This window comes from Ruegeria sp. CG1, assembly GCF_056537265.1.
Genome location: NZ_JBQFRF010000004.1, coordinates 155,658 through 179,377, shown reverse-complemented (window position 1 = coordinate 179,377; position 23,720 = coordinate 155,658). Strand labels below are relative to the sequence as shown.

The window sequence follows — 23,720 nt, the reverse complement described above, 5'->3', positions numbered from 1 at the left end:
ATCCAAAAAGAACGCCGCCCTTTCTCGGGCGGCGTTTTTCGTTCCGTCGGCTCTTATGCCGCCTGCAGGCTCAGCATCTCGTGCACGATGGATTCCGCAACTTCGTGCGGGCTGACCGCTTCGGCTTTGGCCCGTGTCAGGATGCGATCCATCGTCTGCTCCAGCGCCTGCAACCTACCGGCGACCCAAGCTTCACGCTCTGCGACACGGAGGATTTCCGTCGCCACATTCACGATACCACCGCCATTGGCGACGAAGTCAGGGGCGTAAAGAATGCCACGCTCGTGGAGCAACTGCGCGTCCCGATCGCTGGACAACTGATTATTTGCCCCTCCGGCCACAGCGCCGACTTTCAGTAATGGAATACTCGTTTCGTTCAGGATGCCGCCGATCGCACAAGGCGCAAAGATATCCGCTTCAACGCCGTAGATCGCATCGGGTGCAACGACCCGTGCCGCAAACCGTTCGGCCACGCGGGCCGCTTGCCGGGTGTCGATGTCAGTTACGATTAACTGCGCACCAGAATCGTGCAACAACTGGCACAAATGCTCGCCTACATGGCCAAGACCCTGAACCGATACCGTCAGGCCTTTAAGGCCAGAAAGCCTGAACCGGTGCTGCGCTGTCACCCGGACAGCATTGAATATCCCGCGCGCCGTTATCGGAGACGGATCACCGCTGGCGAACTCACCTTCCGCCAGCCCAGCCACAAATTCGGTTTTAGACCCGATATGCGCCATATCTGCAGGCGTCATACCCATATCTTCTGCCGTCCAGTACAGACCGTTCAAACCTTGAATCACGCGCCCAAAGGCCTGCAAAAGTTCAGGTGATTTATCCTCATGAGGATCCCCGATAATGACAGCCTTGCCTCCCCCGAGCGGCAGATCTGCCGCGGCGTTCTTGAACGTCATGCCCCTTGCCAGTCGCAAAGCATCGTCCAGGGCCTCGGCTGGGTGGCCATAAGGGCGCATGCGCACACCACCCGCAGCGGGGCCACGTTGCGTTGAGTGGATCGCGATGTAGCCCAATAGACCAAGTGAGTTATCTTTGAATTCGACCACGCGCTCGTGCTCTGGCGCGTCTACGATGGTGATGTCCATTCTTCTCCTCCGGAATGCTTCCGAGAGTTTGCCACCTATCGTCGAGTGATTTTCACCCTTTTGTCACTATATTAGGGAAATTTTTGGTGCTAACATCTAAAATTGAAAACTTTTGTGGAGTTTTTCGCCATGGATGATATCGATTCCAAGATAGTCCGCGCCCTTCAAAACGATGGCCGTATGACTGTCATTGATTTGGCGGAGCATGTCGGGCTGTCCCCGACACCCTGCGCACGGCGTTTGGATCGGCTGCAGCGGGACGGGATTATCACCGGCTACGCCGCACAGGTCGACCCCGAGCGGCTTGGATTCGGCGTCACAATCTTTGTGTCTGTCGAGTTGGAGAAACAGGATCGCAACGCCATCGATTCCTTCGAAAAGGCCATTCGTCGCTGCGACGAGGTGATGGAATGCTACCTCATGACCGGATCACGCGACATTCTGCTGCGCGTGGTTGCCAAAGACCTCAATGCGTTTGATGCATTTCTGGAAAACCGGCTTATGAAAATTTCGGGCATTCGAAACCTACGATCAAACTTCGCTTTGCGCACAATGGTCAAACGCGAAGCGCTGCCCCAGCATCACGGATAATCTGCTGGACCTTGCGTCAGCCCCAACCTAGGTTTCCCCGAAGCTTGAGGGAGGGCGCAATGGCAGTCGGCAAAAACATCCGCACCTATTTCAACGGCCAATGGCATGACGGGGACGCACCGATCATGCGCGCTGCTGACCATGGCGCATGGCTGGGCTCATCGGTGTTTGACGGTGCCCGGTACTTTGATGGAATGACCCCGGATCTGGATGCCCATTGTGCCCGCGTGAACCGTTCAGCCGAGGCGCTGATGCTGACACCTTCTGTAACAACCGAACAGATGGTCGATCTGGTTTACGAAGGGTTACAGAGTTACGCACCAGACACCGCCGTTTACATTCGCCCCATGTATTGGGGCATCGACGGGGATCACACCGCCATCGTCCCTCAGGAAAACAGCACTGGCTTTGCCATCTGTCTTGAAGAAATCCCAATGGCACCCGAAACCGCCTCGGCGACGCTGACAACCACTCGGTTCCGCCGTCCTGTCCTGGAATCCGCTGTGGTCAATGCAAAGGCAGGGTGCCTGTATCCGAACAATGCCCGGATGTTGCAGGAGGCACGCAGCAAGGGCTTTTCGAACGCCCTTGTGGCCGACGCGATGGGGCATGTGGCCGAGACTGCGACCGCAAATATCTTCATGGCGCGCGATGGTGAGGTTTTTACTCCAATCCCCAATGGGACATTCTTGGCCGGGATTACACGCGCGCGGCATATTAAAAACCTGCGCGCCGACGGGGTAACCGTGCATGAAACCGTGCTGAGTTTCGATGACTTTCACGACGCGGACGAAGTGTTCATGAGCGGTAACATGAGCAAAGTGACGCCAATCACCGCGCTGGATGACACCCAGTATCAGGTGGGCCCAATCGCCCGTCGCACACGCGAGATGTACTGGGATTGGGCTGCAAGCAATTGCTGATCTGCTCCTTTTCTGTTTCAGTTGCCACTGCTTACCCTGTGGGGCATGATCCCGAAAACAAACGAGGACAAACATGCGCAAGTTCCTAGTCGTTCTGGACGACAGCCGTGAATGCCTGAACGCCATGCGCTTTGCCGCTATGCGTGCGGCACATACTGGCGGCGGGGTTACGGTTCTTTCGGTAATTCCACCGGACGAATTCAACCACTGGATCGGTGTTGCCGAGGTGATGCGCGAAGAAGCGCGTGAACGTATTCACGCCCATTTCGAGGTGTTCGCCAAATGGATGCGCGACAAACAGGGTGTCGAGCCCGAATTGGCAATCCGTGAAGGCGATCCGGTGGCCGAAATCATTGAACATGTCCAATCCGATGCCGAGATCGGCGTATTGGTTCTGGGTGCAGGTACCGACAAAAAAGGCCCCGGACCGTTGGTGACACAACTGACCCGGAACTCTGGAAGCTTGCCCATTCCTATTACCATCGTGCCCGGCGATCTGAGCAAAGAGAAGCTGGAAGCCATCACCTGAGGTGAATTTATGTCCGCGAAGCTGCAGTTCTGGTTCGACTTCGCATCGACCTATTCTTATCTCAGCGCGATGCGTATCCAGCAGGCGGCTTCGGAATATGGAGTTGCCATAGATTGGCACCCATTCCTTCTGGGGCCGATCTTTGCTGAACAGGGATGGAACAACTCGCCGTTCAACCTCTACCCGTCAAAAGGTCGGTACATGTGGCGAGACATGGAACGGCTTTGCGCCGCGCGCGATTTACCATTTCGGCGGCCTGAGCCATTTCCGCAAAACAGCTTGAAAGCAGCAAGGCTAGCGCTGGCGATCGAACCAGCTGATCAACGGGCAGCCTTTGTACGCACTGTCTATTCTGCGCAGTTTGGTTCCGGTCGTGATATATCGAATCCGGCGGTTCTGGTTGAGTGCCTTACCAAATCTGGCGTTTCGACTGATCTGATGGATCGGATAAGCGACCCCGCGATCAAGGCTGCCTTGTTCGAGCAAGTTACTCAGGCCAAGGCTAAACACATCTTTGGTGCGCCGAGTTTCGTTATTGGGGACGAGCTGTTCTGGGGTGATGATCGTCTGGATGATGCGATTTCTTACGCCGCCACAATTTAGAACGGTTCCAAATCTTGACTTCCCCCGCACGGACGCGCATATCAGGTGCATCTTAGACGGAGCCGCGCCATGTTCATTCAAACCGAATCCACACCCAACCCGGCCACACTAAAATTCCTACCCGGCCAGACGGTTCTGGAAGCAGGCACCGCTGATTTTCCAAGCGCCGACGCTGCAGAAAAATCACCGCTCGCCAAACGCATATTCGGTGTAAACGGCGTAACAGGCGTGTTCTTCGGCAACGATTTTGTCACGGTAACCAAATCTGATGACGTGCAGTGGGATCACATCAAGCCCGCAATTCTCGGCGCTGTGATGGAGCATTACCAGTCCGGCCAACCGGTTATGGGCGCAGGCGCAGAGACCGCCTCGGGCCACGCTGAACACACCGGCGAAGATGCAGAGATTGTCAACCAGATCAAAGATCTGCTGGATAGCCGCGTGCGTCCTGCTGTGGCTCAGGACGGCGGTGACATCACCTTCCACGGCTTCGACCGCGGCGTTGTTTATCTGCACATGCAGGGAGCCTGCGCGGGCTGTCCGTCCTCGACCCTAACGCTGAAAATGGGGATCGAGAATCTGTTGCGTCACTACATCCCCGAAGTGACCGAGGTTCGCCCTGTTGCCGTCTGAACCGACGATTTTGGCATTCGATACATCGGCCGCGCATTGCGCGGCCGCTTTGCTGCGAGAGGGCAAGATTATCGCATCGCACGCCGAGGCGATGACTCGTGGGCAGGCGGAACGGTTGATGCCCTTGCTTGAAGAAATCCTGACCCGGAACAATTGCACATGGCGGCACCTTGACGCGATCGGCGTCGGAATCGGCCCCGGGAATTTCACCGGCATCCGAATCTCGGTATCCGCAGCGCGCGGGTTGGCGCTTGGGCTTGGTGTGCCGGCGGTTGGGGTGTCGGGGTTTGATGCAGTTGCGGAAATTGCGCCCGACGGGCATCTCCCGGCGATTGTCGCACCGCGCGATCAGGTTTATCTGCAGCCTCAGGGGGAATTGCCTTACCTGACCTCACGTCATGCTGCGTCCGATATTGGGCCATTGTATTTCTGCGATGACCCTGAACAGCAGGTTCGTGCGATCGCCCAGGTGGCCGCTGGTCGTTGGACGACAGTTCAAGCGCCACCCGCTCCGCTTTATGTCCGCCCTGCAGATGCGGCCCCTTCAAGCGATGTCCCACCGGTGCTTTTGGACGAATGACACCACAGGACATGGCAGAAACCCACGCCGCAGCCTTCACACAATCACGCCCGTGGAGCGCGGAAGAATTCAGCAATCTGATTGCCAATCGCTTTACCCATGTTGTTGGCGACAAACGGTCTTTCGCCCTCATTCAAGTGATCGGCGAAGAGGCCGAGCTGCTCACGATCGCGACACGTCCAGACTATCAAAGACGCGGGCTGGCGCGGCGCATCATGGCAGACTGGCACGCCAAGGCACGAGAACTCGGTGCAATCCGTGCATTTCTGGACGTTGCCTCAGATAACCATTCGGCGATATCTCTGTACCAAACCAGCGGATACACGGCATGCGGCAATCGCGCAGCCTATTATCATCGCAAAAGTGGCCCAAACGCCGATGCGATCGTCATGGAACGCCCCTTGAGCGAAAAATATTCGCTTTTTTAGACCATATGGTCAAAAATGTGTTGACCGAAGCTGTTGCAAACAGCTTCAATTCCCGCCATCACAACAGGTATGCTCGCTCTGAGTGGGTACCGGGGGATTAAGCCCCGGACCGATAACAGCCAACGGGAGTAACAAATGACATTTATGAAATCCTTGATGGGCGCAGCCGCTGCGGTTGCACTAACAGCAGGTGCTGCTATGGCAGAACCGGCCCTTATCTTTGATCTGGGTGGCAAGTTCGACAAATCGTTCAACGAAGCCGCGCATAATGGCGCTCAGCGTTGGGCGGAACAGACCGGCAAAAGCTATCGCGAGATCGAGCTTCAGTCGGAAGCGCAACGCGAACAGGCGCTTCGCCGCTTTGCCGAAGCGGGCGCAAACCCGATTATCACAATGGGCTTCGCCATGGCCGATCCATTGGCTGCAGTGGCAGGTGACTATCCGGATACCAAATTCGTTGCGGTCGACGTGACCTGGCTGGAAGCCCCGAACATTCGCCAGATCGGATTTGCCGAACATGAAGGATCATACCTGGTCGGCATGATGGCGGCGATGGCGTCCCAATCCGGCACAGTGGGCTTTATCGGTGGTATGGATATCCCTCTGATCCGTCACTTTGGTTGTGGTTATGCACAAGGTGCGAAGTCCGTGAACCCGGACATCAACGTTGTTGCCAATATGACAGGCACCACCCCTGCAGCATGGAACGACCCGGTGAAGGGCTCGGAGTTGACCAAAGCACAGATCAGCCAGGGTGCTGACGTGATTTACGCCGCTGCGGGCGGTACCGGTGTTGGCGTTCTGCAAACCGCAGCCGACGAAGGCATCCTGTCAATCGGTGTCGATAGCAACCAGAACCACCTGCACCCGGGCAAGGTCCTGACCTCGATGCTCAAGCGTGTGGACGTTGCTGTATATGACGCCATGAAAGCTGGCGAAGACGTCCAGACCGGTGTTTACACCATGGGTCTTGCACAAGATGGCGTTGGCGTTGCGATGGATGAAAACAACGCGGAACTGGTGAGCGAAGAAATGAGCTCGGCCATTGAAAGTGCCCGTCGCGACATCATCGATGGCAACGTAAGCGTTGTCAGCTACTACGAGAACGACAGCTGCCCTGCACTGCAGTTCTGATGTAACTGGGGGCGGGGGCCATGGCCTCCGCCCTGCACCACTCTGCCGCATGCGGCCCTTTCGGCAACCCAAGGACAAGATATGACCGTCCCCGCCATTGAACTCAAAGGGATTTCCAAAGCCTTTGGGCCGGTTCAGGCTAATAAAGATATTTCCATCAGCGTCGCCCGCGGAGCGATCCACGGGATCATCGGTGAAAACGGAGCGGGCAAATCCACGCTGATGAGCATCCTCTACGGATTTTACAAAGCCGACAAAGGCGAAATCTGGATCAACGGCACCAAGACCGACATCCCTGACAGCCAGGCGGCGATCGCCTCGGGCATCGGGATGGTGTTTCAGCATTTCAAACTGGTCGAGAATTTCACCGTTCTGGAAAACATCGTTCTGGGTGCGGAAGACGGTGGGCTGTTGGCTCCGTCGCTGGCGAAAGCCCGGAAAGAGCTGAAAGATCTAGAGGAAGAATACGAACTGTTCGTCGACCCTGACAAACGCATCGATGAGATCGGTGTGGGCATGCAGCAGCGGGTTGAGATTCTCAAGGCGCTCTACCGCAAGGCCGAAATTCTGATTCTGGACGAACCCACGGGCGTTCTTACCCCTGCCGAGGCGGACCAGCTGTTTCGCATTCTCGATCGGCTGCGGTCCGAGGGTAAAACAATCATCGTGATCACGCACAAGCTGCGCGAAATCATGGAGAACACCGATACGGTTTCGGTTATGCGCCGTGGTGAGATGACCGCCACCGTCAAAACAGCTGATACCAATCCGCAGGCCCTGGCCGAATTGATGGTTGGCCGCAAGGTCTTGCTACAGGTTGATAAGGTGCCTGCACAGCCGGGCAAACCGGTTCTGGAAATCGAAAACCTCAGTGTCACCGATTCGGCCGGTGTCGAGCGTGTCAAAGGCATCGACCTAACCGTTCGCGCGGGTGAGATCGTTGGCATCGCGGGCGTTGCTGGCAACGGGCAGTCCGAGCTGCTTGAAGTTTTGGGCGGTATGCGACCCGGGGTAGGCTCGATCAAACTGAACGGCGAGCCTCTGGCGTTGCACGGCCCCGGATCGGACGGGCAAGCGCGGCGCGCCCGACATATCGCTCATGTCCCCGAGGATCGGCAGCGCGAAGGCCTGATCATGGATTTTCACGCGTGGGAGAATGTGGCGTTCGGCTACCACCGCGACCCTGCTTACAAACGCGGGCTGTTCATGGACAACGCCGCCCTGCGTGCCGACACCGAAGCCAAGATCGAGAAGTTCGACGTGCGCCCGCCCAATGGCTGGCTGACGGCAAAAAGCTTCTCGGGCGGCAATCAACAGAAAATCGTCGTTGCACGAGAAATCGAGCGCAATCCCGATCTGCTGCTGGTGGGCCAACCCACGCGCGGCGTGGATATCGGTGCCATCGAGTTCATTCATAAACAGATCGTCGCCTTGAGGGATCAGGGCAAGGCGATACTGCTGGTTTCGGTCGAGTTGGAAGAGATCTTCTCACTCTCGGACCGGATCGCGGTTATGTTTGACGGACATATCATGGGCGAGCGTCTGCCCGCCGAGACGGATGAAAAAGAACTGGGCCTGCTGATGGCCGGTGTTGCAGGAGAGGCCGCCTGAACCATGGAAAAAATGCCCAAATGGGCCGATGTGGTACTGATCCCGCTAATCAGTCTGCTTCTAGCCACAATCCTTTCGGCAATCGTGATCCTGGCCATCGGGGAAGATCCGCTTGAGGCGGTAAATCTGATGGTCACTGGGGCCCTAGGGTCAACCTACGGCTGGGGCTATACACTTTATTATGCAACGAACTTCATCTTCACCGGACTCGCGGTTGCAGTTGCCTTTCACGCGCGCTTGTTCAACATCGGCGGCGAGGGTCAGGCCATGCTGGGCGGACTGGGCGTTGCCATCGTCTGCCTATCGGTTCCTTGGCCGCATTGGACAATAGCTTTGCTGGCCGCCTGTGCTGCTTCGATGATCTTCGGTGCAGCCTGGGCCGCGATCCCGGCCTATCTGCAGGCGAAGCGGGGCAGCCATATCGTGATCACCACGATCATGTTCAATTTCATCGCTGCCGCTTTCCTGAATTACATGCTGGTCAACGTCATGCGCCCGCAAGGGTCGCAAGATCCAGCAACGGCTCGTTTCCCCGAGGCAGTGCATCTCCCGACTTTCCAGTCGATGTTCTCGAGCGCCGAAAACATCGTTTTCCGAGGTGCGCCTGCCAACATCTCGTTCTTCGTCGCAATCCTTGCGTGTTTTGTTGTCTGGGCGCTGATCTGGCGAACTCGGCTGGGCTATGAAATCCGCGCCTACGGCCATTCGGAAACCGGTGCCGTCTACGCTGGTATCTCGCCTGTACGTATCACGATTATTGCCATGCTGATCTCGGGCGCTCTGGCGGGCCTGATGGCAGTCAACAACGTGATGGGCGAAGCCGAGCGGTTGGTGCTGAACGCAACCGAAGGCGCGGGTTTCATTGGAATTGCCGTGGCACTGATGGGTCGGTCGCATCCATTCGGGGTATTTCTAGCCGCTGTTCTGTTTGGGTTTCTGTATCAGGGCGGTGCCGAACTGGCGCTTTGGACATCAATTCCGCGCGAACTGATCGTGGTCATCCAAGCGTTGGTCATTCTGTTTACCGGAGCACTGGACAACATGGTGCGCATGCCGCTTGAAAAGCTGTTCATGGCGCTTCGGAAGGGGTCGGCCTGATGGATTTCTTCCTGACACTCATCCAGGTTCTGGATTCGACCATCCGACTGGCTACGCCTTTGCTGCTTGCCTGTCTGGCCGGTCTATACTCCGAGCGCGCGGGCATCTTCGACATCGGCCTTGAAGGCAAGATGCTGATGTCAGCATTCTTCTCGGCTGCCGTCGCCGCCGTAACCGGTTCGGTGTGGCTGGGATTGCTGGCCGGGATCGCGGCATCTCTGGTCCTTTCGGCGCTACACGGGTTTGCGTCGATCACGTTCCGGGGCAATCAGCTTATCTCGGGGGTTGCGATCAACTTTCTTGCCTCAGGTATGACCGTTCTTGTCGCCCAAAGCTGGTTCAAGCAGGGTGGTCGTACGCCATCATTGTTCGGTGAAGGGCGGTTTGAATCTGCAGAATTCCCTTATGCGATCGGTCCGGCTGACGCCGAACTGACAGGCCGTCCGGTTTCCGAGCTGATGTCTGAAACCAATCCCCTGCATATGGCCTATTCCGAGCTTCTGTCTGGCCATTCCATTCTGGTGTATGTGGCTTTCCTTATGGTGCCACTGACTTGGTGGATTCTGTTCCGCACCCGGTTCGGGCTGCGTCTGCGCGCGGTCGGAGAGAATCCTGCGGCGGTGGATACTGCTGGAGTTTCGGTTGTAGGTCTCCGCTACGCAGCGGTTGCGATTTGCGGCGTACTTTGCGGCATCGCAGGTGCCTACCTGGCCACCGCGCTGCAAGCAGGCTTTGTGAAAGAGATGACCGCTGGGCGCGGATTTATCGCACTGGCTGCTCTGATCTTTGCAAAATGGCGTCCGTGGCACGCGATGTGGGCATGCCTCTTGTTCGGGCTGTTGCAGGCCATTGCCTTGCGGTTCCAGAACATCGATTTGGGCGGGGTCGTGATCCCGGTGCAGGTCATGGACGCTCTGCCCTATATCCTGACCGTGGTGATTCTTGCCGGGTTCGTCGGCAAGGCCATACCGCCACGCGCAGGCGGCGAACCATATGTAAAGGAACGCTGATAGAGCCAGTTCAGGACTGCCCCTCAGTCCTGTTTGCTGCAAAGCGGCATACAGAGTTGATTTTGTATGCCGCAACCGCTCTAAGGGGGTATGGACGTGTCCCGCATCAGTTCCGCAGCCATGCTATCGACTATTTTCAGGTTGAGCCACGGAAACAACTAGATGGCCCCACCTGGCACGCGCGCTTCGTCTGTTGAGATTTATGTTACCAATGGCTTTGCCACACCGCGTGGTACGGCCTCTCCTGTCTAGAAGAAGCCATGCAGATTTACCTCCCGATTGCCGAAGTATCCGTAAACGCGTTTCTACTGTTTGGACTGGGTGGAATGGTGGGCATTCTGTCTGGAATGTTTGGCGTTGGCGGTGGGTTTTTGATGACTCCACTGCTGTTCTTCATCGGCATTCCGCCTGCGGTTGCGGTCGCAACCGAGGCAAACCAAATTGTTGCTTCATCATTTTCTGGGGTGCTGGCGCATTTCAGGCGCCGAACCGTGGACCTTAAAATGGGTACAGTCCTTTTGGTCGGAGGGCTGACAGGCGCTGCGTTGGGTGTTGTTGTCTTCAACTATCTCAAGAGCCTCGGACAGGTCGATCTGCTGGTCAAACTTTGCTATGTCGTATTTCTGGGCATCATCGGCAGTCTGATGTTTGTCGAAAGCCTGAACGCGATTAGAAAAACGCGGAAAGGCGGCACGCCGCCTCCGAAACGACGCCAGCGCGGTTGGGTGCACGCCATGCCGTTCAAGATGCGGTTTCGGACGTCGGGCCTGTACATCTCGGTCATTCCACCGCTTGTCGTAGGCCTGTTTGTCGGTGTCCTGTCTGCTATCATGGGTGTCGGCGGCGGGTTTATCATGGTGCCCGCGATGATCTACCTATTGGGCATGCCGACCAAGGTTGTTGTCGGAACTTCGCTGTTTCAGATCATCTTTGTAACCGCCTTTACCACTATGCTGCACGCCACCACCAACTATACCGTTGATGTCGTGTTGGCGGTTCTTCTGCTCGTCGGTGGCGTAGTTGGTGCCCAAATCGGAACAGTCATCGGTGCCCGAATGCCGGCTGAACAACTGCGTGTTTTGTTGGCGGCTCTGGTACTTGTTGTCTGCGGCAAGCTGGCGCTTGATCTTCTGCTTCAACCCGCCGAGTTGTATTCGCTTGGCGATGCAGGAGGGCATTAAGATGCTGCGTCTGATTGCTCTTCTTTGTCTGATCTGTCTGCCAGCCTACGCAGCCGAAGAACAGGTTGTTCTGGGCCTAAGTCAGGATCGGGTGTCGATTACCGCCAATTTTGACGGGTCCGAAATACTGGTTTTCGGCGCGGTAAAGCGCGAAGCTCCAATCCCGGACGGTCCACCGCTTGAGGTCATCGTATCGGTGGTCGGCCCATCCGAACCAGTCACCGTACGCCGCAAAGAGAAACGGTTCGGTATCTGGGTGAACACCGACAGCCTTGTTGTTGATCTGGCACCAAGCTTCTACGCCGTTGCCACCAGCGCCCCGTTTTCCGAGGTTCTGACCCAGACCGAAGACCTACGCTATAAGGTTTCGATCGAGCGTGCCATCCGGTCGGTCGGTGCGGACATGAGCATTCAAGGCGCACAGGATTTTTCCGAGGCGGTCATCCGCATCCGCGAAGATGAAGGGCTGTACTCGATCCGGGAAAACACAGTGGCTGTGGACGAACAGACGTTGTTCCGCACATCAATCGACATGCCGTCGGACCTGACCGAAGGCGACTACAGCGCCCGTATCTTCCTGACACGAGACGGAAAGGTGGTCTCGACCTTTGAAACCTCGATAGGAGTACGCAAAGTCGGGCTTGAGCGTTTCTTGTACGCGATGTCGCGTGAACAACCCATTTGGTACGGGCTTATGTCACTGGCCATCGCGATTGCCGCCGGTTGGGGCGCTTCGACAGCCTTCCGCCTACTGCGCGAGAACTGATCGTCACCCGCGACCGATATATGGCATGGTCGTGGCCATAACGGTCATGAACTGCACATTCGCCTCAAGCGGCAGTTCGGCCATATGCAGTACCGAGCGGGCGGCATCCCCGACATCCATGGTGGGATCAGGGTCGCGGCCTTCGGCAAGTGCCTCATCGACCAGCCCTTGCACCATCGGGGTGCGCGCATTTCCGATGTCGATCTGACCACAGGCAATTCCAAAACTCCGCCCGTCCAGAGACAGGCTGCGCGTCAGACCGGTAATCGCGTGTTTCGTCGCAGAATAATGCACCGAGTTCGGGCGCGGCACATGAGCAGCGATTGAACCGTTGTTTATGATACGCCCCCCCCCCTGCGCCTGAGCCCGCATCGCAGCAAATGCAGCCCGTGCACACAGGAACATGCCGTTCAGGTTCACATTGACCGAGCCGTACCAATCCTCAAGCGCGATCTCGTCGATGGTGCCACCAGAGGCAAAAATCCCGGCATTGTTGAACAGCACGTCCAGTCGCCCGGTCTGTCGGGTGAATGCAGTAAAGGCGTTTGCAACGGCATCCGGGTTAGTCACATCGGCAACCAGCGGGATCGCCGAGGCGTTATGCTGTGCCATAGCAAGAAGTTTGTCAGCGCTGCGGGCCAGAAGCCCGACAGTCCATCCTTCTGACAGAAACAGCTCGGCGGTGGCGCGGCCTATGCCCGAGCTTGCGCCGGTCACGATGATCGTCTTCATGTCTCTTCCGGCTCCAATGTCAGGGATGGTGCCGCAACCGCACGCAGGTCATCCACACGCAACGGGTGGGTCGGTTTCGACAAGCGGTTCCGCACAACCCAGATTAGCCTCTCCTGTGCGCGGGTTATGGCGACATAAGCTAGGCGCTTCCACAACGGTTGCCCGGCCTCAGTACGGCCCATGCGGGCGGCTGCGTAGATGTCTGGCGCAAAGACCTGAACCGTGTCCCATTGCGACCCTTGCGCCTTATGGATCGTCACAGCGGCACCATGCAGGAACGTTGCCCCCATACGGGCAGCATAGGGAATGAACGGCTCCTCCTCATCGGGCTTTTCAATCTGCACGATCGACGCCGCCGAGACCTGAGGGTCTTCGGCCCCCATTACATGCAACCGCGAAAAACCCGGCTTGCGACCAGGGCCAAGATAGATGACCTGTGCACCCTTGATCAGCCCGCGCGCCTCAAGGTCCAGCCGCTTTTTGCGGTGCTTCAATGGCAGCTCAATACCGTCGCAAATCAGCGGCTCCCCTTCCAGCAATTCGGTCTCCGGCGCGCCATGCACGGTACGAAACGCCTGGATCAGCCGGATTCGGGTCGCATTGCGCCAGACAAGAACCGGGCTGCGCGCCATCAGATCAACTTCGACCCGTTGCCCCCAGACAACGCGATCATCTTTGCGGGCGGTTTCTTCGATCAAGCGTTCGAAATCCTCAAACCCCATGACCGGATCGGACAGCGCATGGGCGAGGTCTAGGATCGGGTTGTCCGCAGTTTGCCGATGCACGCGATGCAGGATTTGCTTGCGCGGCTCGGGCAATCCGTCAAACACCATCGAGCCTGATTGATTGACCGGTGCCAATTGCGCCGGATCACCAAATAGCAACAAGGTCGGGAAGATTTCCTTCAGATCCTCGAATTGTCGGTCGTCCAGCATCGAGGCTTCGTCGACAAAGCCTATATCCAGCGGCTCATCCCGACGTTTCCAGCCAGTGATGAAATCGGAACCACGTAACCCAGCAGCGGCCAGCGCGCCGGGGATGGATTTGTTGTTGGCGTAAAACGCGGCTGCACGGTCGAGCGCTTCATCCGTCAGCCCTTCGATCTCGGGCCGTTCGTCATTGCCCGCCAGCCATTCGGCGATGCGCTCGTATTCGGGGTCATAAACAGGCGTATAAAGGATGCGATGGATTGTCGTCGCGGGCACCCCACGCAGCCGCAATACGCTGGCGGCCTTGTTCGTCGGCGCAAGGATCGCAAGGCTGCGCTTGTCGCGGGATTTGCGACTTTCGAAATCACCCGAGATAAGGTTGACCCCCGTCTCGGCCAGGACTTTGTAAAGCTCTGCCAGCAACAGGGTTTTGCCCGATCCGGCCTTGCCAATGACTGCCATCACGCCAGACTTTCCGTTGCCAGGCAGTTTCAGCAGCGCGTCGTCTTCAAGGTCTACGCCAGCTGTGCGCAACATCTCGGCAATGTTGTCGAAAGCGGCGGCCTGATCTTCGGAAAAGTTGACTTGGGGCAAGGACATGGCGCGACCCTACAGGGACGCGCCGCGCGCTGCCAGATGCCGATTGGTTTTTCCGCGCGCTTAGGCCGACAAAGCGAACCGGTGCTGTGCGCCATGGCCAAATGCCGTCTTGAACCACAGGCGCGACAACTCGCGCGGGATACCTGCGCGGGCCGCGACACGGTTGCAGTCTTCCGCTGAATATGGCCACAGGCCAACCGAGATTTGATCGCGCCCTTTTCCTTCGGTTCCCAGAACCACTGGGGACGATCCGATCATTCGATAAATCCGGATCATGCGGGCATCAAAAACGCCTGCTATGTGGGTCAGGCCAAACCCTTCCATCACCTCACCTCCGCTCAGCATGATGGCCCCGGCAGTATGAGCGCTGGCGTTGCGCGAGAGGCAAAAGCGGGTGACTTCCCAGATCAGCGGGCTGCAAATCGGGCTGCCTCCGGTCAGATGTCCGAATACCTCATTCACCATGACCGGACCGGTCGTCGGCAAAATCCGCATGGAACCACCATGGCTGCCATCCGCCTCTTCCCAGATCACGTAGAGCGGGTTGAGATCATCGTACTGGTCCCGCTCTTCCCCCTTTTCATTAACCTTAACGTCCCAGCCAAGGCGGGTTTTGAACTGATCAGCGCGATCCCTGAACATTCCCTTGGCCAATTCCGGAAATTTATGCAGCTCATCAGCATACAAATAACGCAACATGACGTGTTCCCCTTATCGTCCACAGTTGGAACAAAGGGGGTACGAACACGTGGTTAAATTAAGGTGAGACCACCGTACGGTCGTTAAACGACTATTAATCCTCTACTGAGTGCAGTGGCGATTGCATGAGTCGTATTTTGCGCACCGAGTTTTGAGCGTGCGCTTTCGATATAGGCCCTGAGCGTATGCTCAGAAATGGAAAGCGAGTGCGCCACCTGCGCTCGGCTATACCCCAGCGCCAGCAATGTCATTGCATCGATTTCGCGGGGCGAGAGCCCCCGCATGTTGTCCGGCTGCCGTTCTTTTGCAAATTCCAGCGCTTTTCGATTGAGGAAATGCGCCACCAATATGAGATCGCGGCCGTACGTTTCGACAAATGCCTGCCATGCGATGTCATCACAGCTGTTGTTGACCGTAAACAGCGCGAATTGCCCGCCTGGCCCCCGCAGCGGGATCGAATAGCCCTGATTGCCGACGCCATGTTCCTGCGCGTCCTGCAGGAAGGCCTTTACTGCTTTGCCCGACCAATTCAGCTGTTTCCAGTCCACAGCGTGAAATCGCTGAAAACAACCCAGAATAACCGGATCAATACGATGATAATTCCTGTCTCGATACCGTTCATCCCAGGCATCCGAATAAGTCGTGAACCCGTATTGATCCCCGGCCCCATCAACCCAGTGATATGTCATGTGGTCAATTTGCAGCTTGTCCCGCAACTGGACTGCTACGCTGGTCAGCTCATCAAGCGTGCTGGTGCTTTCCAAATCCCCTAGGATCTGGCTCAAATCGAATTTTCTTCCCATTCGCGGGCGCGCAAGCCTCATCCTTTGAGGACGCAATCTCGGCCGCGGCGATCAGTCTTGTGTCGTCAAGCTGCTCGGCCAGCGCGCTCAACCCATTCGCCACAGCAAAGGCGTTGAGGTCCGACAGAACGTCCAAAATCCACTCATTTTGCGCCATCAGGGTGTCCCCGAAATAGTTAACGAAGGGTTAACACAACCATAACATGTGCAGACTAATTCGGCCTACTCGCTGCTTTCTACTCCCCAGAAATAGCGGGGCGCGATTTCTTAAAGCATTGAAAATGCATAATCATCGATAGAAACGATGAACACCCGCAAGGCGTGTTTGCGCCCTGCGGGTGTTGCAGCTGCTGTTTGCCTGAGACCGTTAGTCGCGGGCAGCCAATACTTCTTCAAGGGTGCGCATGCCTGTATGCGGAGCCTGAACCAGCACCGACATGTTGCCCGGCTTGTGTTCGTTGCGCATCATCTTCATGTGCGCCTCAGGCAGATCCTGCCAAGTGAACACTTCGGACATGCACGGATCCAAGCGGCGCTCGACCATTAGCTGGTTTGCAGCCGAGGCCTGTTTGAGATGCGCAAAATGCGAGCCCTGCAAGCGTTTCTGGTGCATCCACATGTAACGCACGTCGAAGGTCAGGTTGTAGCCAGTGGTCCCGGCGCAGATCACAACCATACCTCCCTTTTTCACGACAAAAGTGGACACCGGGAACGTGCTTTCGCCGGGGTGCTCGAACACCATGTCGACGTTCACACCTTTGCCGGTAATATCCCAGATGGCCTTGCCAAACTTGCGGGCTTCTTTGAACCATTCAGCATATTCCGGAGTATTCACCGTGGGCAGCTGGCCCCAGCAGTTGAAATCCTTGCGGTTGATGACGCCTTTGGCGCCAAGGTCCATCACAAACTCACGCTTGCTTTCATCCGATATCACGCCGATCGCATTGGCACCCGCAGTGTTGATCAACTGTATCGCGTAAGAGCCCAGACCGCCCGATGCGCCCCAAACCAGGACGTTCTGGCCCGGCTTTAGATCGTGCGGTTCGTGCCCAAAAAGCATCCGATAGGCTGTTGCCAAGGTCAGCGTGTAGCAGGCGCTTTCTTCCCAGGTCAGGTGCTTGGGACGCGGCATCAGCTGCTGTGCCTGAACATTTGTAAACTGCGCGAACGAGCCATCAGGTGTCTCATATCCCCAGATGCGCTGGCTGGGCGAATACATCGGATCACCACCATTGCAGTGTTCGTCATCGCCATCGTCCTGGTTGCAGTGAATCACGACTTCATCGCCGACTTTCCAGCGCTTCACTTTGTCACCAACCGCCCAGACGATGCCCGACGCATCTGAACCTGCGATGTGAAAGGGTTGGCCGTGGCCATCAAACGGGCTGATCGGCTTGCCAAGCGATGCCCAGACGCCGTTGTAGTTTACACCCGCCGCCATAACGAGAACCAGCACTTCGTGGCTGTCCAGCTTCGGGACATCAACGACTTCCAACTGCATCGCTGTGTCTGGCTCACCGTGGCGCTCTTTCCGGATGGCCCAGGCATACATTTGCTTGGGAACATACCCCATAGGGGGGATTTCACCCATCTCGTAGAGGTCCTTTTCCGGCGCCTCATACGACGCGATACCGCTGTCGACATCCAAAGCCATGCTGGCCTCCTTTTTCCAACTGTTGCCGCGCCGCAGAATCGCGGCTTTCCAAAGACGAAATATTAGTCCCTGAGTAATATTGCAACCGTTTTTGGTATCTATTTTGTAATTTTATGACCCAGCGGTTGCAGAAATACTTTCTGCACCTGCATCATTCTCAGCCCGAACAACGGGTTCTGATGCTGCCGCGTAATAAGCAAGCAGCTCTGATCGCTCGCCTGATGGGCGCAACACTCCAGCCTCGCGACGCAGAATCCGTCGCTCGACCAACTGATTGATGGCATCGTCAACAGCCTCTCCATCATCCTGGGCAACCGCGTCGCCGCCCAACGTCAGCAAACGCGCCTTCAACTCCTGCTCTGACATCTCACCTTCTTCCTGAACCAGCCGACACGCTGCAGGCACTGGAACAAAGGGAATTGCGGCGCCGATCCTGCGCATCAACTCGCGGGCCAGATCGGTCGTTAGGTCCCGTTCGTGCGCGACTCGAAATTCTTTCAGTGAAATCGGTGTCGCATACCGCACCGAGGCAATCCCGAATCTCTTGTAGCGCCCGACAAGCCTGCGCCAAATCTGCTTGAGCGACCAGCGGGTGATAACCCCGATCCGCGCGCGGAAGCGGCGTTCACTATCCTTCGCTGCCGCTGTTAATACGGTATCTTCAAGCACCCGATCATAGTTCAAAGCAACCGGAACAAACACCACATCCCGCCCCTGCGGTTCGACTCCGTCAAGGATATACTTCAACAATCCCAGCTTGGGGCGCCCCAGTTTGCCAGTCAGACTCAGCCCGCCCTCAGGGAACATGGCCTGCGTCACGCCCGCTTCGGTCGCGTGTCTTACATAGCTTGCAAGGACCTGTCGATATAGGTCGCTACCCGACTTGCGGCGAATGAAATAGGCCCCCATCGCGCGAATCAATCGACTTAGAGGCCAGACACGGGCCCATTCGCCCACAGCATAGGATAAGGTCGAATGATCTGCCGCCAGATAGGTGACCAGCACGTAATCCATATTGCTGCGGTGGTTCATGACATAAACGACCGTCGCATCGGGATCGATGCTGTCCAGCGCGGCTTTGTCCTCGTAACCCAACTGCACCTTGTAAAAGGCGTTGCTCAGCATGCGGGCAAAACGGATCGCGATGCTGAAATACGCCACTGTCGAGAATGAGGGCGCAATCTCGCGCGCATAACGCCGTGCTAATTCTGAGGCAACAGCGTCAGGCACACCTTCTTCTTTGGCATGCTGCTGCACCGCCCGGCTTACTTGCGGGTCATAGATAAGCCGTTGAATCATGTCATGCCGCCCCGCCAACTTGAACGGTTGGATCGGACGCTGCAGTCGCTTGTTCAACCGTGCGACGGCGCGCTCAAGGCGGCGGCGGAAAAACCAGCGCACCGACGGAAACAAAAAATGCGAGGCAAATGTGACCGCGGCAAACAGCACGATCAGCACAAACAGCCAAAGCGGGATTTCCACAGTCTGCATCATTCGGGCACAGTGCCATCAAACGCGACCACCCACAATCTGCAGAAACCGTCGATGCCGCAACGCAGCGAATTGACATGTACTGAAAATTACTATTTACCACCATAGAACGTAATTTTGTTACCCACCGATCCGCGAGGCCCGACCCATGACGCAGTTGCAGAAAGATCGCCCCTGGCTCATCCGTACATATGCCGGTCACTCAACGGCCAAAGCGTCAAATTCGCTTTATCGTGCGAACCTAGCCAAAGGTCAGACCGGCCTGTCCGTGGCCTTCGATCTGCCAACCCAAACAGGGTATGACAGCGATCACACTTTGGCGCGCGGCGAAGTTGGAAAAGTTGGGGTTCCGATCTGCCATCTGGGGGACATGCGGGTTCTGTTCGATCAAATTCCGCTGGAACAGATGAATACCTCGATGACGATCAATGCGACTGCTCCTTGGCTTTTGGCGCTATATATCGCAGTTGCCGAGGAACAGGGCGCGGATGTCTCGAAATTGCAGGGGACCGTCCAGAACGACCTGATCAAGGAATACCTGAGCCGCGGCACTTATGTGTGCCCACCCAAGCCATCGCTGAAGATGATCGCGGACGTGGCCGAATATTGCTACGATAACGTGCCCAAATGGAACCCGATGAATGTGTGTTCGTACCACCTGCAAGAAGCAGGCGCGACGCCCGAGCAAGAGCTGGCCTATGCTCTGGCGACTGCCATTGCAGTGCTGGACGAACTTCGCCCGCGCGTTCCGGCTGAAGACTTCCCGGCACTCTGCGGGCGGATTTCGTTTTTTGTGAATGCGGGCATCCGGTTTGTCACCGAAATGTGCAAAATGCGCGCCTTTGTGGATCTTTGGGACGAAATTCTGCAGCAGCGCTATGGCATTGAAGACCCCAAGTTCCGCCGATTCCGTTATGGCGTTCAGGTAAACTCGCTGGGACTGACCGAACAGCAGCCGGAAAACAACGTTTATCGCATACTGATTGAAATGCTTGCGGTGACGCTATCCAAACGTGCCCGCGCACGTGCGGTGCAGTTGCCTGCATGGAACGAAGCGCTCGGCCTGCCTCGTCCATGGGATCAACAATGGTCGATGCGGATGCAACAAATCCTCGCCTATGAAACCGATCTGCTGGAATATGGCGATTTGTTCGACGGCAATCCGGTTGTCGACGCCAAAGTCGAAGAACTTAAAAATGGCGCACGGGCCGAATTGGCTAATCTCGAATCGATGGGCGGCGCGGTAGCCTCGATCGAATACATGAAATCGCGGCTGGTCGAGTCCAATGCCGAGCGCCTGAACCGTATTGAACGCAATGAAACCGTTGTCGTTGGCGTAAACAAATGGACCGAGGGCGAAGCCTCACCTTTGCAGACCGAGGATGGCGGCATCATGGTCGTCGACCCGGCGGTTGAACAGGAACAAATCGGGCGCTTGAACGACTGGCGTGCGGATCGGGATGACGCCGCCGTGGCTGCGGCGTTACAAGCCCTGCGCGAAGCAGCGAAATCTGGTGCCAATGTGATGGCACCTTCAATCGCTGCGGCCAAGGCCGGTGTCACAACTGGCGAATGGGCCGAGGAAATGCGCAAGGCCTACGGTACATATCGTGGACCAACCGGCGTCTCGGGATCTGTTTCGAACAAAACCGAAGGTCTGGAAGACTTGCGCGCGGCCGTAGATGCGGTAAGCGACCGTCTGGGGCGCAGGCTGAAGTTTCTTGTTGGCAAACCTGGTCTTGACGGACACTCGAACGGAGCCGAACAGATCGCCTTCCGCGCACGCGACTGTGGCATGGATATCAGTTACGAAGGTATTCGTCTTACGCCCGAAGAAATCGTAACTGCGGCACAAGAAGACAAAGCGCATGTGATTGGTCTATCGATCCTCTCTGGCAGCCACCTGCCTTTGGTGAAGGACGTGATGACACGGCTGAAAGCAGCAGGGCTAAGCGATATTCCCGTCATTGTTGGTGGGATCATCCCCGATGAGGACGCGGATCAATTGCGTTCCATGGGTGTATCGAAAATCTATACGCCGAAAAATTTCGAATTGAATGCAATCATGGGCGATATCGTCACATTGGTTGACCCAACGGAAATTGCGGCTGAATAGAAAAGCATATTACAGAAATCTCCATTTCTATTTCCGGTAAAATGGGAATAGATAGGTTCGGGTTTATTCAATTTCCCCTGCAATAAGTAGGGGAATAGCCGAAATGGAGAAGATTATGGCGATCGATCTTGAAAAAATGTCGCGCAAAGAACTGCTCGAATTGCGCAATCGGGTCGAAAAGGCGCTAAAAGCCGCCGAAGTGCGTGAGCGAAAAGAAGCGTTGAAAGCCGCCGAAAAGGCGGCGGCGGAATATGGGTTTTCGTTGTCTGAATTGTCAGGAGACAGCGCTAAATCGGTAAAATCATCTAAAGCGAAGTATCAAAATCCGAACAATCCGTCGCAAACCTGGACCGGGCGGGGCCGCAAACCGCAGTGGGTTCATGACGCCATAAAAGCCGGTACCGATATTACTGATCTGGAAATCTGATCGGGGGCAAGTGGCAAAATGACTATCCATATTGGAGCCCAAAAAGGCGAGATTGCCGAAACCGTTCTTTTGCCCGGCGACCCGTATCGTGCAAAATGGGCGGCCGAAACGTTTCTTGAAGACATAAAGCTGGTAAACGAAGTGCGTGGCATGCTGGGGTTCACCGGCACCTGGAAAGGAAATCGTGTTACCATTCAGGGTAGTGGCATGGGGATGCCGTCTCTGTCGATCTACGTGAACGAATTGATCCGTGACTACGGCGCCAAAACTCTGATCCGGATCGGGTCATGTGGCGGGATGCAAGACAGTGTGAATGTGCGTGATGTTATTCTGGCGATGACGTCGACCACACTCAGCACCCCTTCGCGCGGGATCATGAGAGAAATGAACTTCGCCCCTTGCGCGGATTGGGGTCTTTTGCAGTCTGCAGCATTGGCTGCACAAGCCAAAGGTACGCCAACCCATGTTGGCGGCATCTATTCATCCGATGTCTTTTATGACGAACGCCCGGACCTGAACGAACAAATGGTTCGGCACGGTATTTTGGGTGTCGAGATGGAAGCGGCAGAGCTTTACATCCTTGCCGCGCGTCACAAATGCCGCGCATTGGCGGTACTGACAGTCTCGGACCACCTGCTGACCGGCGAAGCCCTGCCCTCCTCGGACCGAGAAAGCAGTTTTGGCGACATGGTCGAAATCGCGCTGCAGGCGGCGTTCCCGGACAGCTGAATTGCGCGATATCTAGCGCCCGTGCGTGCGGTCATATCCGTTGCGCGCGGGGCTGCGCCATCCCTCAAGCGCACCTTCAGCCGGGGCAAAGGTTTCTACCAGCAGGGGATAACAGGCTGCGGTATCCGATGAATGCTCGGACGAGCAATCACCGCCCGGGCACGCGCTTAGATTTCCCAGCAGGTCAATCTCGGCGAAAAACTCAAGATAGTCTCCCGGACGGACAGGTGAGGCTTTCATGAAATACTGCCCGGTATCACGCGTGAAACCGGTGCACATGAACACGTTCAATACATCATGTACCGCAGGCTCGGCTTCGGCCAAAGAGACGCCCAAATGATCCGCCAGCGCGCGTGTCAGATTCGAATGGCAACAGTGATGGTACTGGGATCCAGCTAGCAGATTACCGGTATAGGGATCACATCGGGTCCCGATCACATCGTGCACCGACCCGCCGAAATCATCGATTCCGTACCACCCCAGCGTATCTGCAATGATTGTCGCCATCGGTCGCATATGTGGAAAGCTCGACCACATGCGCTCACCCACGGTGATATGTGTGCCATGCAACGCGCGCGTCTTGCCGGAATAGAACCGCTCGGAAAGGTCGTTGAGGTTCCACAGGTTTAGATCGCCAACTTGCGATCCTTCAACAGAAGTGATCCGAAAGAAATGCCCTGCAGGCACCTCAAAGCATCGCGCATCTCGCGGTGGCACCAACACCTCACCCGTTTTGTGCGCTGTATCACGCGCAGTTTCATAGAGCCCTAGATCGGGTTTTGGTAGCCCTTCATTCGGGTAGCAAACAACGGGCGCAATCGCGCGGCGCGCATCTGCATCCGTGGGTGGGCGGGGAGTATTCCGAGATTCTGACATGGGCCGAGAGTGGCGCAGTTCGGCCCGGTGGGAAACCCCCAACAGCAGCTATTGCCCTTTCAGACACTGTGTGGGCTCAACATCAGATTTTGACACCGCGCCACAGTAAGCACAGCGCCACTGGCCCTCGCTTCGATGTTGCCGCCACCTGCAGTCGCGCGTCAGAGACGACGTGCGGGACCGCCAAAAAAAATAGGCAAAAACGCCAGCGGCGAGCAGAAGCAATAGAACGGGCATAGCTCTGCATTGCCTATTGTGTCGTAATTTTCAAGCCCGCGCGACACGGTTAAGCCGCGTTCGCATATTCAAACAATTCTGGTGTTTCGTCTTTGGCCGGAACTTTGGGTTCGGGCGTATAATAGGCCCAAGCTTGCTCCAGAAATTCCAACGCTTTGGCCGCGTCGTGTTTTTGGTTTTGCATGTTCATCGGAGTGACCTTTTTTCGAACTCATCACTCCTCCCTGCGCCAACTTT

25 protein-coding genes are annotated in these 23,720 nt (G+C 56.5%); 16 read left to right on the top strand and 9 right to left on the bottom strand.

The features are described 5' to 3' along the window. Positions 1–53 precede the first annotated feature (53 nt). Positions 54–1,103 carry a Glu/Leu/Phe/Val family dehydrogenase gene (locus ACR0AU_RS13230; protein WP_480795786.1) on the bottom strand — a complete coding sequence of 350 codons (1,050 nt, stop codon included), beginning with the start codon at positions 1,101–1,103 and terminating at the stop codon, positions 54–56. 129 nt (positions 1,104–1,232) lie between these two features. On the opposite strand from ACR0AU_RS13230, the gene ACR0AU_RS13225 reads away from it, so the two are divergent. The 13 genes from ACR0AU_RS13225 (at position 1,233) to ACR0AU_RS13165 (ending at position 12,190) form a co-directional block, all read left to right on the top strand. Continuing rightward, on the top strand, positions 1,233–1,694 hold the full coding sequence (locus tag ACR0AU_RS13225) for an Lrp/AsnC family transcriptional regulator (RefSeq protein ID WP_170408315.1): 462 nt from the start codon (positions 1,233–1,235) through the stop codon (positions 1,692–1,694). Positions 1,695–1,753: 59 nt separating this feature from the next. After that, on the top strand, positions 1,754–2,617 hold the full coding sequence (locus ACR0AU_RS13220) for a branched-chain amino acid aminotransferase (protein WP_170408316.1): 864 nt from the start codon (positions 1,754–1,756) through the stop codon (positions 2,615–2,617). Between the two features lie 73 nt (positions 2,618–2,690). After that, positions 2,691–3,146 (top strand): universal stress protein, encoded by a 456-nt coding sequence (locus ACR0AU_RS13215; protein WP_170733589.1) that lies wholly within the window; start codon positions 2,691–2,693, stop codon positions 3,144–3,146. 9 nt (positions 3,147–3,155) lie between these two features. After that, on the top strand, positions 3,156–3,749 hold the full coding sequence (locus tag ACR0AU_RS13210; RefSeq protein WP_480795785.1) for a DsbA family protein: 594 nt from the start codon (positions 3,156–3,158) through the stop codon (positions 3,747–3,749). A 69-nt stretch (positions 3,750–3,818) separates the two neighbouring features. Further along, entirely contained in the window at positions 3,819–4,382 is a 564-nt protein-coding gene (locus tag ACR0AU_RS13205; RefSeq protein WP_170395847.1) for a NifU family protein, read from the top strand. Beyond that, complete coding sequence (gene tsaB / locus ACR0AU_RS13200) at positions 4,372–4,962, top strand: tRNA (adenosine(37)-N6)-threonylcarbamoyltransferase complex dimerization subunit type 1 TsaB (protein WP_170395845.1); 591 nt, start codon at positions 4,372–4,374, stop codon at positions 4,960–4,962. The genes ACR0AU_RS13205 and tsaB overlap by 11 nt, the downstream gene beginning before the upstream one ends. Further along, positions 4,959–5,390: a GNAT family N-acetyltransferase gene (locus ACR0AU_RS13195; protein ID WP_480772024.1), complete on the top strand. Its 432-nt coding sequence runs from the start codon at positions 4,959–4,961 to the stop codon at positions 5,388–5,390. Before tsaB ends, ACR0AU_RS13195 begins: the two co-directional genes overlap by 4 nt. Positions 5,391–5,525: 135 nt before the next feature. Beyond that, the gene (locus tag ACR0AU_RS13190) at positions 5,526–6,524 is read left to right on the top strand and encodes a BMP family lipoprotein (protein WP_170395841.1); all 999 of its coding nucleotides are present in this window, start codon (positions 5,526–5,528) and stop codon (positions 6,522–6,524) included. A gap of 81 nt (positions 6,525–6,605) precedes the next feature. Next, entirely contained in the window at positions 6,606–8,135 is a 1,530-nt protein-coding gene (locus ACR0AU_RS13185) for an ABC transporter ATP-binding protein (protein WP_170395839.1), read from the top strand. 3 nt (positions 8,136–8,138) lie between these two features. Next, positions 8,139–9,233, top strand: a complete 1,095-nt coding sequence (locus ACR0AU_RS13180) for an ABC transporter permease (protein WP_170733584.1) — start codon at positions 8,139–8,141, stop codon at positions 9,231–9,233. Beyond that, positions 9,233–10,243, top strand: a complete 1,011-nt coding sequence (locus tag ACR0AU_RS13175) for an ABC transporter permease (RefSeq protein WP_170408321.1) — start codon at positions 9,233–9,235, stop codon at positions 10,241–10,243. The genes ACR0AU_RS13180 and ACR0AU_RS13175 overlap by 1 nt, the downstream gene beginning before the upstream one ends. A gap of 260 nt (positions 10,244–10,503) precedes the next feature. Beyond that, positions 10,504–11,424 (top strand): sulfite exporter TauE/SafE family protein, encoded by a 921-nt coding sequence (locus tag ACR0AU_RS13170; RefSeq protein ID WP_170395834.1) that lies wholly within the window; start codon positions 10,504–10,506, stop codon positions 11,422–11,424. Position 11,425: 1 nt separating this feature from the next. Beyond that, entirely contained in the window at positions 11,426–12,190 is a 765-nt protein-coding gene (locus ACR0AU_RS13165) for a TIGR02186 family protein (RefSeq protein ID WP_170395832.1), read from the top strand. A gap of 3 nt (positions 12,191–12,193) precedes the next feature. On the opposite strand, the gene ACR0AU_RS13160 is transcribed toward ACR0AU_RS13165, so the two are convergent. The 6 genes from ACR0AU_RS13160 to ACR0AU_RS13135 all read right to left on the bottom strand — a co-directional run bounded on the left by ACR0AU_RS13160 (position 12,194) and on the right by ACR0AU_RS13135 (position 19,101). Then, complete coding sequence (locus tag ACR0AU_RS13160; RefSeq protein WP_480795784.1) at positions 12,194–12,922, bottom strand: SDR family oxidoreductase; 729 nt, start codon at positions 12,920–12,922, stop codon at positions 12,194–12,196. Beyond that, complete coding sequence (locus ACR0AU_RS13155; protein WP_170733582.1) at positions 12,919–14,451, bottom strand: AAA family ATPase; 1,533 nt, start codon at positions 14,449–14,451, stop codon at positions 12,919–12,921. Before ACR0AU_RS13155 ends, ACR0AU_RS13160 begins: the two co-directional genes overlap by 4 nt. A gap of 60 nt (positions 14,452–14,511) precedes the next feature. Next, positions 14,512–15,150 carry an acyl-homoserine-lactone synthase gene (locus tag ACR0AU_RS13150; protein ID WP_170589699.1) on the bottom strand — a complete coding sequence of 213 codons (639 nt, stop codon included), beginning with the start codon at positions 15,148–15,150 and terminating at the stop codon, positions 14,512–14,514. 83 nt (positions 15,151–15,233) lie between these two features. Beyond that, the gene (locus ACR0AU_RS13145) at positions 15,234–15,953 is read right to left on the bottom strand and encodes a helix-turn-helix transcriptional regulator (protein ID WP_170395826.1); all 720 of its coding nucleotides are present in this window, start codon (positions 15,951–15,953) and stop codon (positions 15,234–15,236) included. A gap of 367 nt (positions 15,954–16,320) precedes the next feature. Next, a complete protein-coding gene (gene ccrA / locus ACR0AU_RS13140; protein ID WP_170395824.1) occupies positions 16,321–17,607 on the bottom strand; it encodes a crotonyl-CoA carboxylase/reductase in 1,287 nt (428 codons plus the stop codon). Between the two features lie 111 nt (positions 17,608–17,718). Beyond that, on the bottom strand, positions 17,719–19,101 hold the full coding sequence (locus tag ACR0AU_RS13135; RefSeq protein ID WP_170733581.1) for a 1-acyl-sn-glycerol-3-phosphate acyltransferase: 1,383 nt from the start codon (positions 19,099–19,101) through the stop codon (positions 17,719–17,721). Positions 19,102–19,246: 145 nt separating this feature from the next. Here ACR0AU_RS13135 and ACR0AU_RS13130 point away from each other — a divergent pair, with 145 nt between their 5' ends. From ACR0AU_RS13130 to deoD, 3 genes are all read left to right on the top strand, one after another. Continuing rightward, positions 19,247–21,214 carry a protein meaA gene (locus ACR0AU_RS13130; protein ID WP_170733580.1) on the top strand — a complete coding sequence of 656 codons (1,968 nt, stop codon included), beginning with the start codon at positions 19,247–19,249 and terminating at the stop codon, positions 21,212–21,214. Positions 21,215–21,329: 115 nt separating this feature from the next. Then, positions 21,330–21,641 carry an H-NS histone family protein gene (locus ACR0AU_RS13125; protein WP_170647115.1) on the top strand — a complete coding sequence of 104 codons (312 nt, stop codon included), beginning with the start codon at positions 21,330–21,332 and terminating at the stop codon, positions 21,639–21,641. An 18-nt stretch (positions 21,642–21,659) separates the two neighbouring features. Then, the gene (gene deoD / locus ACR0AU_RS13120) at positions 21,660–22,370 is read left to right on the top strand and encodes a purine-nucleoside phosphorylase (RefSeq protein WP_480795783.1); all 711 of its coding nucleotides are present in this window, start codon (positions 21,660–21,662) and stop codon (positions 22,368–22,370) included. 12 nt (positions 22,371–22,382) lie between these two features. Here the strand turns inward: deoD and ACR0AU_RS13115 are convergent, their stop codons facing one another. Beyond that, on the bottom strand, positions 22,383–23,246 hold the full coding sequence (locus tag ACR0AU_RS13115; RefSeq protein WP_480795782.1) for an urea carboxylase-associated family protein: 864 nt from the start codon (positions 23,244–23,246) through the stop codon (positions 22,383–22,385). A gap of 286 nt (positions 23,247–23,532) precedes the next feature. Then, positions 23,533–23,673 (bottom strand): hypothetical protein, encoded by a 141-nt coding sequence (locus tag ACR0AU_RS13110; RefSeq protein ID WP_170395806.1) that lies wholly within the window; start codon positions 23,671–23,673, stop codon positions 23,533–23,535. Positions 23,674–23,720: the final 47 nt, after the last annotated feature.